Genomic DNA, 14,931 nt, shown 5'->3' on the forward strand with positions numbered 1-14,931 from the left:
GTCTGTCGTGCCAGCCGCGTGGATCCCAGGGTCAAAAGACGGAGGAGAGGTGGTCGCGCGAAAGATCGGCTCACCGCGAGGAGAGGTGGTGCCGGGATGCATAAGCCGCCAGCGCGGAAGAGAGGTGGTGCCGCGACCCATACGTGCGCCAGCGCGCAAAGTGGTGCCGCGACGCATCGGTTGAGCAGCGGTGAGGAACCTTCGGCGGATGCGTCGTTGCACAAGCCGCGGCATTGCGACATCCCAAAAACCGCGCCGGCTCCCAAGCTGCGCCGGCGGTGCGTTTGGCAACATCGCCAACCCCACACTCCGTCATTCCAGGGTGCTTGACCCTGGAATCCACAACCAAGCACGCGGCTTCAGTTACTTACGAGAAAAAGCCATCGAGAGCGAGGACAACGCCTCTCGCCATCTTCACGCCGCCCCGGCGGGATCCCCGATCGGCAGCAGCGCCGGATCGAGCGGCGGGTCTTGCGGGTTCTTCGTGTCGCCCGGGTCCTGGGCCGGGGTCAGCGGCGGTTTTTCCTGGATGCGGTCGGGAATGCCGGGTGTCGGCGTCGGCCCGCGCGGTGTATCGGTCGTCGGTGTCGGGATCGGATCTCTGTTCGGCATGATCGCCTCCTTTCCAAAAGGAACGGCACCGCCGGAAGATGGTTCCGCTTTCGCCACCCACCTATGCACAAGGGGCATTCCTCTGTATGAGGAGGCCGAAAACACTGGAACCGAGCATGGCCATCCGCGATCGATTTTCGAAGAAACTGAACTGCCCGCAATGCGGCAATGCGGGTTTTGCCGAGGCCTCGGAGATCGATGATCCCAAGCGCAAGCATCCGGATTTCCAGGTCGATCAGCTGCCGCGCGGCTTTGGCGTGCAGCGGGCTTCCAACCACCAGGAAAGCTTCATGATCAAATGCGAGTGCGGCCGCAAATTTCCCTTCCGCAGCCTGGCGGAAGCGGCGGTCGAACGGCGCTAGAACCGAGACGGACGCTCAGATCCGCTCCAGCACCTCGATGAAGGCATCGGCGAAGCGCACCAGATGGGCAGTGTCCTCGTCGGGCGCCTGCATGCGGATCTCGGTGCCGTTCTGATCGAGCAGCGCCAGCACGACGCGCATGCCCTCGCCATCGGGGATGCGCAGGACGGCGATGCGGCGACAATCCTCGATCAGGCCGGCGGCCGGCAGGTCGAACAGCAGTTCGCCGCCGGAACGGCCGGCTGCCTGGCGCACCGCCTCGCAGAAGCCGGCATCGCCGCCGGCATAACCTTCGAGCGAAAGTTCGAGCTCGACGAGCTCCATCGGCAGCGTCGGTTCGGTGTGATCGATCCCGCCAAGCGCAGACGCCTGCGGCCTTGCTGCTATCTCGGGTGAAATCATCCCGTCTCTCCTGTCCGTGACCCTGGAGATGAAACCGCGGCAGAATGGCCTTTTTTTGACATATCAGCAAGGGCTTATGAAGTCGGCGGTCGATTGCCCGGCGGTCTCCGCTGAATTCCATCTGATATTCCGAGACAACAGTTTCAATTCAGCCGAATCTTGCCCCAGATCCGGATAATTTTAGGCCGGCCCGGCCTAGAGTCTTTCCGGGTTAGATTGAAGCATTCTGCCGGAGCAGATTTTCGTCAGGACAAAGGCGATTGGCGACGGACATACCCCTCGGTACGTCCGAGCCGATCGCCTTTGTCCTGGCGGAAAGATGCCCGGCCCACCGGCCGCACCGCTTCGCCATGGCGAAGCGATAAGTGCGTCCGGCGATTCCAAAGTCTTGCAGATTTGCCAGACAAATCTGCGGGAGGGTTGGCTGAAACGGGCCGGCTGATCGACCGGCCGGCTTGGCCGTAGAGCTGGGCTACGCCACGCGCCGGCCGGTCGACCATCCGACTCCGTTTGAGCCAACAGAATACTTCAATCTAACCCGGAAAGGCTCTAAATCTGAATCCGAATCTAAATCAAAGAAATAGAGCAAGATGTCGTCCGAAAACCGCTTCACACTTTTCGGCATCATGCTCTAAACAGGGAGAAGGCGATTTGCGTGGTTGATGGCGCGGCGCTGACGAGCAACCGGTAAGTTTGATGCCCATCCGTTACGACCGTCCCGTTTCCAACGCCGCCTACGCTTCGCGGCTGATCGGGGCATTTTCCCTGGTTCTGGCGCTCGCCGTGCTGATCGCCCACCGCTTCGGCGGGCTCGCCACCCCCTATCTGGTGCTGCTTTTGATCGCCGCCGCCGGCGGCGCGCTGCTTGCAGCACTGCTCGCCGCCGTCGGCCTGCGCAGCCTCTGGGTATCAGGGGCCGAAGGCGGGCTCGCCGCACTGGCGGCGCTGATCTATGCCGCCTTTCCGCTTGGCATCGGCGCCGTGGCGGCGGAGCGCTACCTCAACCTGCCTGCGATCTACGATGTCTCCACCGATCCGGTCGCAGCGCCCGACTGGCTGTCGCCGCCGAAATCCGACCAGATCTGGCTGAAGCGCAATCCGCTGGTGACGCCGGAGGATCGCGAGAAGCAGATGGAGGCCTATCCCGAACTGACCGGCCGGCGCTATGAGGGCGCTCTCGACCGCGTGCTGGAGGCGGTGCGCAAGGTCGCCAAGCAGAGCGGCTTTACGATCGTCAGGAGCACTGGCACGAGCGAGCCGGATCGCGATCTCGAGGACAGGCCGGCAAAGCCCGACCCCGACGACGACGCCGTGACCGACGCGCCCGGCATCATTCCCGTGCCGACGCCGCGTCCCTATGACGACGACGTCGCCAAGCTGATCCGCGGCGCCAACGGCGTGACGCTGCAGGCGACCACCCGCACGCTGATCCTCGGCCTGCGCTTCGATATGGTCATCCGGCTGCGCGAAGAGGCCGAAACCACCTTCGTCGACATCCGCGTCGCCTCCCGCTACGGCCAGCACGACCTCGGCCTCAGCGCCGCAATCGCCGGCGATTATCTGAAGGCGCTCGACTCCGAACTCCTGGGAATTGCGGGTGGGTGAGCCGCGGTGCCGCCAAGGGCGGCAGCAATCGATCCAGTGAATCGATTGCAGCGGCGAACGCCCTGAGCCCAAGCGAAGGGCCGGGAGAGGGCGCGGCAGACGCGGCCCGCATACCGTGCCGCAAACTCGACGGTCCTGCGATATTGCCTAGCTCTCCTCCCTCATTCTGTGACGAGCACAGGAATGAGGGAGGAGAGGTGGAAGCAAACGCCCCGAGCCCAGCAAAGCCGGGATAGGCGCGGCAGACCGGCCCCCTTGTTGCGGGCCGCCAAAGACGCCGGCAATCATCCGACCACCAACCGATAACGCTGCAGCCTAGCGCCCAAGCTCGCCCACGGCAGCGATGATCTCCGTCGCCGTCGGGAAGATGCAAAGGCTGCTGGGTCCGTCCAGCGCCTCCATCTTTGCCCAGGCGATGGTGCCGTTCTGATCGACCAGGAAGTGACCGACGAGCTGGGTAGGGTGTTTGGCGAAGATCGCATGATCGGCTTCGTCAAGCACGAAGCCGTCCCTGGCGTTGAGCACCGTGTTGGCTTCCATCGGCTGGATCGGTTCCGGAAACACACCCATGGGGTTGATGCGCGCCGCCTGGAACTGCGCCATCGTCGCGGTATAAGGCCATTCGGGCTGCTCGCTGCTGCCCTCGGGCAGGAACTCGGCATGCGGCACACCATAGGCGCGATGCGTGCGGCAGTCGGGATCGCACAGCAGCGTCACCGGCGTCGGACGGTGGCGGACATACAGGCGAGCGCGCTCCACCGGCGTGTTGATAACGGCCACGGTCCTCACCCCGGCGGCGCTGAGGGTGGGCTCTATGCCGGCAAGCTGCTCGAGCTGGCGCCGGCAGAACGGGCAGTGCAGCCCGCGAAAGAAGCCGATCAGGAATGGCCGGCCGCTCAAATCGGCCAAAGAGACCGTCCCGTCGAAATTGGCCGAGGCGAGCTCGAAGGCGGGCGCGGTGTTCCCAGGTTGCAGCGGGCGCTTCTGTTCTCCCATCGAGAATTCCTTTCCCGGTTCGTCTCAGGTGCAACGACCGAAATTGAATATAGCACTCGTTGCAGGAAGACCCAGCGCCCGATGGTGAGATCGCCTGGAGTGGCCAGGCATGCTTACCGCCTTGCCAGGCGCCACAGACGCATCAGTTCCACCGGAGCCGAGATCTCCGCTGTCAACACGAATGGGTCTGTCGAGCCTGAACGGGTCGGCCTTCGACTCTTGACGGGAAGACCGTGCCCCATGCCATGGATGGAATAGAGCGATACCGGGCGTGCACCTCCGGCGTTCCAGGAGGACAACTCGCCCCAGGGCTTCTTCTCGACACGGGCGCTGCTTCGATCGACAGCGTTCGCTTCAACCCATTGATCGACGCAGGCCCTCGCATTTGCCGGGTTTACCGTGCGATCCGCAGTCCCCTGCCAGATGCTGATCGGCGGCCAGGAGCGTTGGCCGGGGGAGATTTCGGCAATCCTGGCGCCCCAGCCATCCGGGGGCAGTGCCGCGCCGGACTTCATTGCACGCAGCGCTGACATTGCATCGCGCACCGCGCCAACCGGCATCCCGGCGACGATGGCGGCACCTGCAAACATATCCGGATAGTTGGCGACCAATGAACCTGTCATCGCGCCGCCGGCAGAAAGGCCGACAATGTAAACGCGCGTGCGATCGGCTCGATGTCGTTTGAGCGCATGGTCAATCATCTGCTTGATAGAAAGCACCTCGCCGCGATCGCGAGCGACCTCGCTCGGACGGAACCAGTTGAAGCATTTATGCGCATTGTTGGCGTGGGTCTGCTGCGGGTAAAGCAGCACGAACCCTCTCTCCCTCGCCAGTCTCGAGAAGCCGCTGGCGGCGTCCAGGCTTTCCGGCGTCTGCCGGCATCCATGAAGCACCACCACAAGGGCCGGTTTGCTTGGCAGATCGGCGGGCACGAAGCTCTTCATGACCAGCCTTCCGGGGTTGCTGCCGAATGCGGCGGTCGTCTGGAGCCTGGGTCGCTCCTGCCTGGATGGCTTATGGCGAAGCGGACGCCATGCCTTCTCCAACAAGCGTGCGGCTCGCCGTCGTGTCGTCAACAGTCTCGACAGCGATTTGGTGAAGCCGAGCTTCAAACGACCACGCCTTCCAGCCTGGAAAGCAGAGCCTCCAAGCCGGGCTGTGCCGCATCTCGCCTCGACGACGTGCAGCAGATGAACGGTGACATGGTAGCGATGCGAAGCTGCCCGCTTCCGTCTCTTCGATAACAGATCGCATCGGCCTGCCGAACATCGCGGACCGTTGCGATCGTCGAGTTGGATTGATCGTGAGAATGGAGCATGGCTGTTTCGATTTTCCTGTCTTTCATCAGAGCTGTCGCATCGAACCATGACAGTCTGGTCCGCAGGGGGAGTTCAAGTTGTCGCCCGAAACCGAAATCAATCTCGACCGTCACAGGAAGCCTTCAACCCCTTATTGGTTCCGATCTCGTGCGACAAGCCTACCAGGTCCTCGGCCGAAAGCTGCGATGCATCAGGACTGCCCCTCACACTCAGATCGGTCGATGCCGTTTCATTTCCCGCATGTCTCGGTTTATGGAAGAGCAACGCATTCTTTCCAAGGAAGAAGTGGCCGATGGCCGGAGATGAAGAGAGCCCCGAAAAGCTGGAGTCCGCCTTGGCGCTTGCGGAAAGTCTTCGCGTCACGGTCGGCAATTTCGTCAGGGGCATAAGAGCGAATACAAACACGCCGACAACGTCTCAGTCTGAAACTCTGGCGCTGCTCGATCGAAGCGGCCCTCTCAGCGTCGCCGAATTGGCAAGCCGACGCAATGTCAGACATCAGAGCATGCGATTGGTCGCAGGCCAATTGGAGACCGCCGAATTGGTCAGCAAGTTGCCCAATCCGGTGGATAGCCGCAGCCGGCTTCTATCCATAACCGAGAAAGGCCGGGAAGAGCTGACCCGCTCCAGGAAGGCTCGGACGGCGGAAATTGCCGCGCTTATCGACGAGCGCTTGTCCCAGGAGGACAGGCGAACACTCGAAGCCGCAATTCGTATCATCGAAAGACTTGTTCGTCCGTAGCGTCAGGCCTTCGCTAAAGTCGCAAGAACGGTTGAGAACGTGTTCAGGCCCCAATGCTCGGCATATTTGCCGTCCTCGACACGCACGATATCGATGACATCGATGGCGACATCCCGACCGGTCGGTGGAATTCCCATCAAGGGACCGGAGTGAGTGCCACTGATCGTCTTTCGCGTTGTCACCTTGTCGCCTTCGGCGATCTGATCATGGATCGTCACTTTCATATTCGACAGCGCCGGGCGCAGGACATTTTGGAACGTGTTCCACATGCTCTGCGGGCCATTCGCCATTCCTTCCGGCGCGGCTTGGTTGATGAAATCCGGGGCCATCAGGGCTTTGAACGCCGCCTCACTGCCGTCTTGAATCACTTCAACGTTGAAGCGGCGAACCACCTCTTTATTCTCGATCTCCATGATCGATCCTTTCTGCTATCCCAATGCCGATTTATACAGGTAAACTGTATAAATCGGCAACCGACTTTTCGTCGCTTTTCCAGCGCCATCGTGGCAGATCGGCGCAGCCAGCCCCGCATCCGGCTGCCATCCCGTAAACGGGGCGAAAGGGCATGCCGCGACGTTTCCGTTCCACGCTCGTCGGCCGGAAGCATCTCCGCATCTAACCCGACTTGCGCATCTCGGCATCGCGCCACTGCTGCCATTGCTGTCGCAGCCGGCTCCTGGACATGCCGATGGATTCAGCCAGAATCTCGACCTTGAGGATCCGTTCGGTGCGGAAGTGACGGAAGGCCTGTTTCGATTGGCACCAGGCGATCAGCAGGCTGTGCCTATCGGCATAGCCGAGAAGCACGGGCCAGACGATGCGGCTGCTGATCGTCCCGTCCGCCGCGCGATAGTCGAGTTCCAGCTTGCGGCCTTCCCGGATCGCCGACCTCAGAGGACGCGTGTCGAGCGTCGCATCGCCGCCGATATCGTCCGGTTTGATGCCGACCGCGGGCTCGGCAATAAAGGGAAGCAGCTCCGGCGGCATGACCGAGGTGATCTTGGCCATGACATCGCTGGCGGCGTTGCGGATGGCCGCATCATTCAGCCTTGCCGCCATCTGCACGCCGAGCACGACCGCCTCGATCTCGTCGGGCGTCAGCATCAGCGGCGGCATGTCGTAGCGCGGATCGAGCACATAGCCGAACCCGGACTCGCCTTCGATCGGAACACGCTGGGCAATCAGATGGGCGATATCGCGATAGACGGTCCGCCTGGCGACCTCCAGTTCATCCGCGAGCGCGGACGAGGTCACCGGCCGGCTCGACCGGCGAAGAATCTGGATGATCTGAAAAAGCCGCTCTGCTTTTCGCATGCCTGCTGACTCCTGCTGCCACAACGCTGTCAGCACGGCTGTGTCACAAAGGCAAGCCGAGAGATCGTCGCGCAGCCATCATCGCGCAGCCAAGGAAGAACATCATGAAATTCGCATCCACCCGCCTCATCGCCGCCGATATCAACAGCATGGTGGCCTTTTATGAGCTTGTGACCGGCTGCCGCGCCGAATGGCTTGCGCCCGCCTTCGCCGAGATCGTCATGCCAGGCGCCACACTCGCCATCGGCAGCGCCGAAACGGTGGCCTTGTTCAGCGAGGGCAGCGCCGAGCCGGGAGCCAATCGCACGGCCATTCTCGAATTCATGGTGTCGGATGTCGATGCGGAATTCGCCCGGCTCAAGGACCGGGTCACGGTCGTGCACGCGCCCAAGGATCTGCCATGGGGCAACCGGACAGCGCAGTTTGCCGACCCCGAGGGGACCCGCATCGCCCTCTATACGCCTGTCACCGAGGCCGCCAGACAGCGTTTCGCCGGCCGTTGATGCTGGCCAGGGCGAGGGGTCTCACTCCAGCACCAGCCATCCCGAATAGCGCACCACCAGCCCGGTCAGCCGCCCGCCGATCTCGACGTGGAAGTGGAAGCGCCCGTCGCGCTCCTCCTCGTAGGTATCGCCGCCCGGCGCCAAAAACAGCGGCAGCGGAATGCCGCAAAAGCGCCAGCCGCGCACGATGAGGCGCAGCTTCTGCCCCTCCGGCACCAGCGCCAGCAGCACCCGGAACGGCCCGAACACCTCGACGAGCAGGTGGCTATCGCGGCCGGGGCCGGCGGCCTGCCAGCTGCGGAAGGTCTTGCTGCCGAAACTGCGCGTCCAGATCTCCCGCTCGCCCTCGGCGACAAAGCGCACCGCGACCGGCACATCCTCGCCGGCGGCGGGAAAGCCGATGAGGCCGGCGATCAGCCGGGCGAGGAGACCGCTGCCGCGCTCGATCCGCGCCCGGCCGGAGGCAAGCCGGGTGCCGCCCGCATGGATCGCCGCCAGCGCCGGCGGCAGCTTCTCCCAGGCGTCGCCGAGAATGCGCCGGTAGAGCGGCTGGGCCTCTTCCTGGTGATCCAGCCGGACGCCTGAAGCGATGGAGAACTGGCTGAAGGCCGCTTCGAAATCCGCAAGGGACAATTCCCCCGCCGCCGGCCGGGCGCCGCTTTCCGGCCGTTGGCCGTCGAGCAGCCGGCGCACCAGCAGCTCGACGCCGAGAACCGGAATGAACGGCCCGTCATCACCTTCGGCAATCAGCGACCAGTCCGCCGTCAGCCGCCGCCCCTCATGATCGACGCCGCCCAGGCGCACGAACATGCCGCCGCGATGCGCGCCGGCGGCGAAGCGATGGCTGGCCGCCTGCAGCGCCCGGGCGAACGGCGTGAGCGACGGCAGCAGCCCGATCTCGACCAGCCGGGCGGCAAATCTCAAGAGCCGCTGCAGCGCCTGCGGCTCGGTGCCGACGCCGGTGAAGGTGGATTGCAGGCCGGCAAAGCGGGCCGGCAGCAGCGCCAGGTCGGGCGCATCCACCAGCAGGAAGCTGCGGCTGGCGAGCGGCGCCACGCCGGGCGGCGCGATCGTCACCCGCATCTCGTCGATCAGCCCGCGCCCCTTGGCCGGCTGCCCCTCGCGCAGCAGCGCCACCGGCCTGCCGGCATAACTGGCGATCGCCCGGACGACATTGAGGCCGATCCTGACATGCGCCGACGGGGCAATGCCGGCCGCGACGCTGTCGACGCGGGCAAAATGCGGCGCCATCGCCTCCAGCGCCGCGAAGGAGAGGGCCGGCAGGCTGCTCAGCCCCGAGAGCACGAAGATGCCTTTCGCCTTCGCCTCGGCATCGAGCCCACTGACGCCGGCGACGAAACCGGTGCTGTCGGCGAGATCGGCATAATCGATGCCGAGCTCGATGCAGGCCCGCACCACCTTGTAGCCATCGCCGGTGAAGCTCTGGAACGGCCCGGAGGCATCGACGACGAGATCGGGCCTCAGCCGCGTCAGCTGCTCCCGGAGATCGCCGTCACGATCGAACACCACCGCCTGCAGCCAGGCGCCGAGATCGTTGCCGCCGAGCCGCCCGGCGCCGCCTTTCGGCGATCGCATATCGAAGACGAAATCATCGGCCTTTTCGAGCGAACGGCCGGCGATCAGCAGCCTGAGCCGCGGCTCCTCGCCGAGCAGCCGGGCGAGCCGGCCGCCGAAGGCGCCGTAGCCGCCGATGATCAGCAGGGAAAAGGTGCCGCCGCTCATGCGATGAAGCGGCCGCGCTGCTCCGGCGTCGGCACCATGCAGCTCTGCCGTCCGGCAATCTTCAGCCGGTTGCGGGCGATGAATTCATAAAGCGCGTCCGCCGCGCGCCGCGGCATGAGCCGGAAGAGCTTCACCAGCGAATAGGGAAAGCCGAGCCCGGCCACCATGCGGATCGAGCCATCGGACTTGAAGAAGGCGCGGCCCTTTTCGATGAGGATATTGGTTTCGTAATCGCGGCTATCCAGGCCGTAATGCCGGTAGAGCGCTTGCCCGAGCGGCGTCTGCGCCGCGACGAAACGGTAGCGCTGCCGCCTGTCGTGCTTCAGCGCGAATTTCACCCAGCCGGAGCAGAAGACGCATTCGCCATCGAAGACGATGAGCGGCCGGTCATCGGCAAAGGCGGGAACGGCGGGATCGGTGCGATAGCTGTAATCGGCGCGGCCCATGCTGATCTCCCTCCGCCTTTCATTACCCCGGCCAATAGCGCGCGGCAAGCGAAGGCGGCCCATCCGCTGCAATCTCGCCGCGCTCCATGAGATGCTCGATATGGGCAAGCACGGAAAGCGCGGCCGCGCCATGCAGCTTCGGATCGGTATCGCGATAGATCGCCTTCACCATCTCCGCAATCTCCCGATCGCCGGCCGCAACCCGCGCCAGCACTGCCTGCTCGCGCCCGAGGCGATGCGCCTTCAGCGCCGGCAGGAAAGTCTTCGGCTCGCTGACCGGCCCGCCATGGCCGGGCAGCAGCAGGCCGTCTTCGCGCGCTATCAGCCTGTCGAGCGAGGCCATGTAATCCGCCATCGTCCCGTCCGGCGGTGCGACGATCGAGGTCGACCAGGCCATGACATGATCGCCTGAGAACAGGATGTCGCGGCCCTCGAGCGCGAAGGCGGCATGATTGGCCGTATGCCCCGGCGTCAGCACCGCCGTCATCGCCCAGCCGTCCCCTGCAATCGTCTCGCCGTCGCCGAGCGCGATATCGGGCACGAAATCCATATCCGCGCTTTCGGCGAAGGGATTGACCTCGCCTTCCCGCAGCGGCCGCGCCGGCCGATGCGGCCCTTGCCCCACCGTCACCGCCCCCGTTGCCGCCTGCAGCCGCCGGGCAAGCGGCGAGTGATCGCGATGCGTATGGCTGACGAAGATATGCGTCACATCACGCCCGCCGATCGCAGCCATCAGCGCGTGATAATGCGCCTCGTCCTCCGGCCCGGGATCGATGACGGCAAGCGAGGAGGAGCCGACGAGATAGCTGTTGGTGCCGAAAAAGGTGAAAGGCCCGGGATTTTCCGCCGTGATGCGCTCGACATCGGGAGCAACCGGCACGGCCCGCCCATAGGCCGGCTCGAAAGCTAGGTCGAATGCGGGATTTTCCATGCCGGACGATGATCTCAGGTTGATAATATCGCGGCATGCTAGCACGCCGCCCGCCGCTTCGCGCGCAGAAATCTGCCGCAGGCGCAACTTAGTCATTGTGACAGGCAAAGAGCTTTGCTAATCAGGCGTCGATTTCTGAGCAAGCGGTTCGCCGCTCAAGCTCTGGTGGGGCGTAGCCAAGCGGTAAGGCAGCGGTTTTTGGTACCGCCATCCCCTGGTTCGAATCCAGGCGCCCCAGCCAATCGCCGAGGGTCCCTTCTGGACACAAGAGTTACGGCTTTCCTGAGAAATGGCTAACTCTATTGCGTGAACCTCCGGTGCGGAAGGGCGATGTCGAGATGCTTCGCCAGAAGCAGGGCCGCTGAATGCGAAGATGCTAGCAAATGCGACAAAATCACGCCGTTGCATCAACCTGTGATTTTAAATGCAAAACGCTGGCGAAACAGTGACCATTGTTCCAGATTTCAATCAACGATTCGCAAGTCACCGGATTGCATGACGTGATGGGTTTACACCGCCTATCTCGGCAATGTGGCAGACGTTTCTGCAAGGAGTAGAATATTGCCGCGAATATTTGATAACATTGAAAAGGGTCTTTTACCCGCCCTTCGGCAGACCTTACAAATTTCTTCGCACGGCGACTTTTGTGTCGGCTACTTCAATCTGCGCGGTTGGAAATCAATTGACGACTTGATATCCGTTTGGCCGGGCGGAGATGGCGGGCAATGCCGTCTCCTTGTAGGTATGCAACGCCTTCCTCAGGACGACTTGAGGATTGCCCTCGGCAATGACAGGGATGACCAGTCGCTCGACAATCAGACAGCCCTTCGTCTGAAAAAAAAGCTGGCTGAGGACTTTCGCATTCAATTGACCTTGGGCATGCCCAACAACGCCGACGAAGCGGGGTTGCGGCGGTTGGTGGATCAACTAAAGTCAAAGCAGGTCACAGTTCGGCTGTTCCTCAAGCATCCACTGCACGCAAAGCTGTATCTTTTATTCCGTCCTGATCCCAATAATCCAATCACTGGCTTTTTGGGGAGCAGCAATCTTACCCTTTCAGGGCTCTCAAAGCAGGGCGAGTTAAATGTCGATGTACTTGATCACGATTCTACGACGAAGCTCGCGAAATGGTTTGACGATCGTTGGTCCGACCGCTGGTGCATCGACATCACGGATGAATTGATCGAGGTCATCGAGGAAAGTTGGGCCCGCGAGAAACCGATCGACCCCTATATAATCTACGTGAAGATGGCCTACCATCTTGCCCAAGAGGCGCGTGCAGGACTCAATGAATTTCGAATTCCGCCCGAGTTCGGCAAGCGGCTTTTTCCCTATCAGGAGGCGGCCGTCAAAATCGCTGCGCATCATCTTAACAAGCGCGGTGGCGTTTTGATCGGCGATGTGGTGGGCCTCGGCAAGACGCTGATGGCCACCGCCTTGGCAAAAATCTTTCAGGATGATCATTTCACAGAAACGTTGATTATATGTCCGAAGAACCTCGTGAAGATGTGGGAGGACTACGTTTCCGAGTATCGGCTGCTTGCTAAGGTTCTTTCGGTGACACGGGCCACCCGCGAATTGCCCGAGCTCCGTCGTTATCGCGTGGTGCTCATCGACGAAAGCCACAATCTTCGCAACAGAGAAGGGCGAAGATACCGCGCGATACAGGAATACCTCACGGAAAATGAAAGCCGCTGTATTCTCCTTTCCGCCACGCCCTACAACAAGACCTACGGCGATCTTTCAAGCCAGTTACGCCTGTTCGTTCCCGAAGATCGCGATATCGGCGTCAGGCCGGAGCGCTTGCTTCAGGATATCGGAGAAACGGAGTTTATAAGGCGCCACCAGTGCTCAGTTCGGTCCCTCGCTGCTTTCGAGAAGAGCACTTACGCAGATGACTGGCGCGAATTGATGCGTCTCTACATGGTTCGTCGGACTCGCACGTTTATTCAGGACAACTATGCCCAGACCGACGACCCGGACAATGGTCGCAAGTTCTTAACATTTGAAGACGGAACACGCTCCTACTTCCCCGAGCGTGTTCCGCGCACACTTCGTTTCAAGATCGATGAGAATGACTCCAGCGATCAGTACGCAAGACTTTACGCGGCGCCGGTTGTCGATGCGATCAACCAAATGCATTTGCCGCGTTACGGCTTAGGGAACTATGTCGCGCCCAAACCCCACAAGCCGCCAACGCCTAAAGAAGCAAAGCAACTTGATGATCTTTCTCGCGCGGGTAAGCGGCTCATGGGGTTCTGTCGCACAAACCTCTTTAAACGCTTGGAAAGCAGCGGCGAGGCATTTCAGCAGTCGTTGGAACGCCATATCCTTCGAAACTACATCTTTTTGTACGCCATAGAGAACGATCTTCCGTTGCCGCTCGGCACGCAGGATGCGGGGCTATTGGACACTGCCAACTACGACGAGGATATCGACGATCAAAGTGCTGACGCAGAACTCTTTTCGGAAGGAGAGGACGAGAATACTCAGGAGTTCGAAGCGCTTGATCTGCGCGACGAGGCTGCTTTCCGAACACGTGCCGCGGCGACCTACAGCGTCTATGCCGGTCAATTCAAACGACGCTTCAAGTGGCTACGGCCCGATTTGTTCGTCGCACAATTGAAGAAAGATCTGACGACCGACAGCGCTCGGCTTCTAAAGATTCTGCGCGACTGCGGTGATTGGAACCATACGAGGGACACCAAGCTCACCGCTTTGATCGAACTGTTGACCAGCAAGCATCAAAAAGAAAAGGTGCTTATTTTCTCACAGTTTGCGGACACGGTTCGCTACCTTGAGCGTCGACTGAAAGGTGCCGGCATTAATTCTATCGCCGCTGTTTCCGGCGAAACGTCGGACCCAACAGCATTTGCTTGGCGGTTTAGCCCAAACAGCAACAACAAGCGCAACAAGATCAAACCCGAAGAGGAACTGCGCATACTGATCGCTACCGATGTGCTCAGCGAGGGCCAGAACCTTCAAGATGGTGCGATCCTTGTGAACTATGATCTACCGTGGGCGATCATCAGGCTCATCCAGCGAGCGGGCCGCGTGGATCGAATTGGGCAGAAGGCAGAGAAAATCCTCTGCTACTCGTTCCTTCCGGCTGATGGTGTGGAGCGCCTGATCCAGCTCCGCTCGCGCGTTCGCCAACGGCTGAAGGAAAACGCCGAAGTTGTGGGAACCGACGAAGCATTCTTCGAGGATGAGGGCGAGCGTGAGGAACTTGTCGATCTCTACAATGAGAAATCCAATATACTTGACGGGGAAGCAGAAGGAGAAGTCGATCTGGCTTCTTACGCCTATCAGATCTGGAAAAACGCGATTGACACGAATTCTGCCTTGCAGAAATCCATCCCTGACCTTCCGTCCGTCGTCTACTCCACAAAGGCTTTCACGCCGCACGATGGACGTCCCAACGGTGCGCTCGTCTATATGCGCACGGCCCAAGGCAATGACGCTCTGGCGTGGGTGGATAAGGATGGTGCGAGCGTCACCCAATCGCAATTTGAAATTTTGAAAGCCGCCGCCTGCGAGCCAAACACACCTGTTTTGCCGCGACAGGAGGAACACCACGGCATGGTGGCGAAGGGTGTCGAACATATCGCCGCTGAGGAGAAGCAAGTCGGCGGGCAACTCGGTCGCCCATCCGGAGCACGTTTTCGAACATATGAGCGGCTCAAGCGCCATGCCGACAAGGTGAAGGGCACGCTGTTTGATCTCCCTGAGCTCGGCAAAGCCATTGAAGAGATCTACCGCTTTCCTTTGCGTCAATCGGCAACGGATACTCTTAATCGTCAGATGAAAGCTGGCATTAGCGATGACAAGTTGGCCGAACTGGTTTTGGCGTTGCGCGAGGAGGATAGGCTTTGCCTGATCCATGATGAAGAACACTCTGGCGAACCGCAGATTATCTGCTCGCTGGGGCTGGCGCGCCCGATGGTTTGATGAAA

At 61.4% G+C, this 14,931-nt stretch carries 14 protein-coding genes and 1 tRNA gene; 6 read left to right on the forward strand and 9 right to left on the reverse strand.

Annotation, left to right across the window (positions count from 1 at the left end; all coding sequences use genetic code 11):
* Positions 1 to 414: 414 nt before the first annotated feature.
* Positions 415 to 612: a hypothetical protein gene (locus tag HJC00_RS31020; RefSeq protein ID WP_029531594.1), complete on the reverse strand. Its 198-nt coding sequence runs from the start codon at positions 610 to 612 to the stop codon at positions 415 to 417.
* A gap of 116 nt (positions 613 to 728) precedes the next feature.
* Between HJC00_RS31020 and HJC00_RS31025 the strand changes: the two genes are divergently transcribed.
* Positions 729 to 974: a hypothetical protein gene (locus HJC00_RS31025; protein WP_221154215.1), complete on the forward strand. Its 246-nt coding sequence runs from the start codon at positions 729 to 731 to the stop codon at positions 972 to 974.
* Positions 975 to 989: 15 nt separating this feature from the next.
* On the opposite strand, the gene HJC00_RS31030 is transcribed toward HJC00_RS31025, so the two are convergent.
* Entirely contained in the window at positions 990 to 1,376 is a 387-nt protein-coding gene (locus HJC00_RS31030; RefSeq protein WP_221122535.1) for a hypothetical protein, read from the reverse strand.
* Positions 1,377 to 2,072: 696 nt separating this feature from the next.
* On the opposite strand from HJC00_RS31030, the gene HJC00_RS31035 reads away from it, so the two are divergent.
* A complete protein-coding gene (locus HJC00_RS31035; protein ID WP_221165117.1) occupies positions 2,073 to 2,981 on the forward strand; it encodes a DUF1499 domain-containing protein in 909 nt (302 codons plus the stop codon).
* A gap of 315 nt (positions 2,982 to 3,296) precedes the next feature.
* Here the strand turns inward: HJC00_RS31035 and HJC00_RS31040 are convergent, their stop codons facing one another.
* A complete protein-coding gene (locus tag HJC00_RS31040) occupies positions 3,297 to 3,977 on the reverse strand; it encodes a peroxiredoxin-like family protein (protein WP_221124217.1) in 681 nt (226 codons plus the stop codon).
* A 113-nt stretch (positions 3,978 to 4,090) separates the two neighbouring features.
* Positions 4,091 to 5,089 (reverse strand): PHB depolymerase family esterase, encoded by a 999-nt coding sequence (locus tag HJC00_RS31045; RefSeq protein WP_221122536.1) that lies wholly within the window; start codon positions 5,087 to 5,089, stop codon positions 4,091 to 4,093.
* Positions 5,090 to 5,342: 253 nt separating this feature from the next.
* Here HJC00_RS31045 and HJC00_RS31050 point away from each other — a divergent pair, with 253 nt between their 5' ends.
* On the forward strand, positions 5,343 to 6,038 hold the full coding sequence (locus HJC00_RS31050) for a MarR family winged helix-turn-helix transcriptional regulator (protein WP_221146643.1): 696 nt from the start codon (positions 5,343 to 5,345) through the stop codon (positions 6,036 to 6,038).
* Between the two features lie 2 nt (positions 6,039 to 6,040).
* Here HJC00_RS31050 and HJC00_RS31055 read toward each other — a convergent pair whose 3' ends face one another.
* Entirely contained in the window at positions 6,041 to 6,451 is a 411-nt protein-coding gene (locus HJC00_RS31055; RefSeq protein WP_221165118.1) for an ester cyclase, read from the reverse strand.
* 202 nt (positions 6,452 to 6,653) lie between these two features.
* Positions 6,654 to 7,352: a YafY family protein gene (locus tag HJC00_RS31060; RefSeq protein ID WP_210628877.1), complete on the reverse strand. Its 699-nt coding sequence runs from the start codon at positions 7,350 to 7,352 to the stop codon at positions 6,654 to 6,656.
* 104 nt (positions 7,353 to 7,456) lie between these two features.
* Here HJC00_RS31060 and HJC00_RS31065 point away from each other — a divergent pair, with 104 nt between their 5' ends.
* Positions 7,457 to 7,855, forward strand: a complete 399-nt coding sequence (locus tag HJC00_RS31065) for a VOC family protein (protein ID WP_221124221.1) — start codon at positions 7,457 to 7,459, stop codon at positions 7,853 to 7,855.
* A gap of 21 nt (positions 7,856 to 7,876) precedes the next feature.
* Here the strand turns inward: HJC00_RS31065 and HJC00_RS31070 are convergent, their stop codons facing one another.
* From HJC00_RS31070 to HJC00_RS31080, 3 genes are read right to left on the reverse strand one after another with little or no spacing between them, the layout of a single operon-like run.
* Positions 7,877 to 9,598, reverse strand: a complete 1,722-nt coding sequence (locus HJC00_RS31070) for an SDR family oxidoreductase (protein ID WP_221165119.1) — start codon at positions 9,596 to 9,598, stop codon at positions 7,877 to 7,879.
* Entirely contained in the window at positions 9,595 to 10,044 is a 450-nt protein-coding gene (locus HJC00_RS31075) for a thiol-disulfide oxidoreductase DCC family protein (RefSeq protein ID WP_221165120.1), read from the reverse strand. The genes HJC00_RS31070 and HJC00_RS31075 overlap by 4 nt, the downstream gene beginning before the upstream one ends.
* 22 nt (positions 10,045 to 10,066) lie before the next feature.
* Positions 10,067 to 10,975 carry an MBL fold metallo-hydrolase gene (locus HJC00_RS31080; RefSeq protein WP_221165121.1) on the reverse strand — a complete coding sequence of 303 codons (909 nt, stop codon included), beginning with the start codon at positions 10,973 to 10,975 and terminating at the stop codon, positions 10,067 to 10,069.
* 166 nt (positions 10,976 to 11,141) lie between these two features.
* Between HJC00_RS31080 and HJC00_RS31085 the strand changes: the two genes are divergently transcribed.
* Positions 11,142 to 11,216, forward strand: a tRNA-Gln gene (locus tag HJC00_RS31085).
* 320 nt (positions 11,217 to 11,536) lie between these two features.
* Entirely contained in the window at positions 11,537 to 14,926 is a 3,390-nt protein-coding gene (locus HJC00_RS31090; protein ID WP_210628872.1) for a helicase-related protein, read from the forward strand.
* Positions 14,927 to 14,931: the final 5 nt, after the last annotated feature.

Source organism: Rhizobium sp. NLR22b, from assembly GCF_019685295.1.
Taxonomy (GTDB): domain Bacteria; phylum Pseudomonadota; class Alphaproteobacteria; order Rhizobiales; family Rhizobiaceae; genus Rhizobium.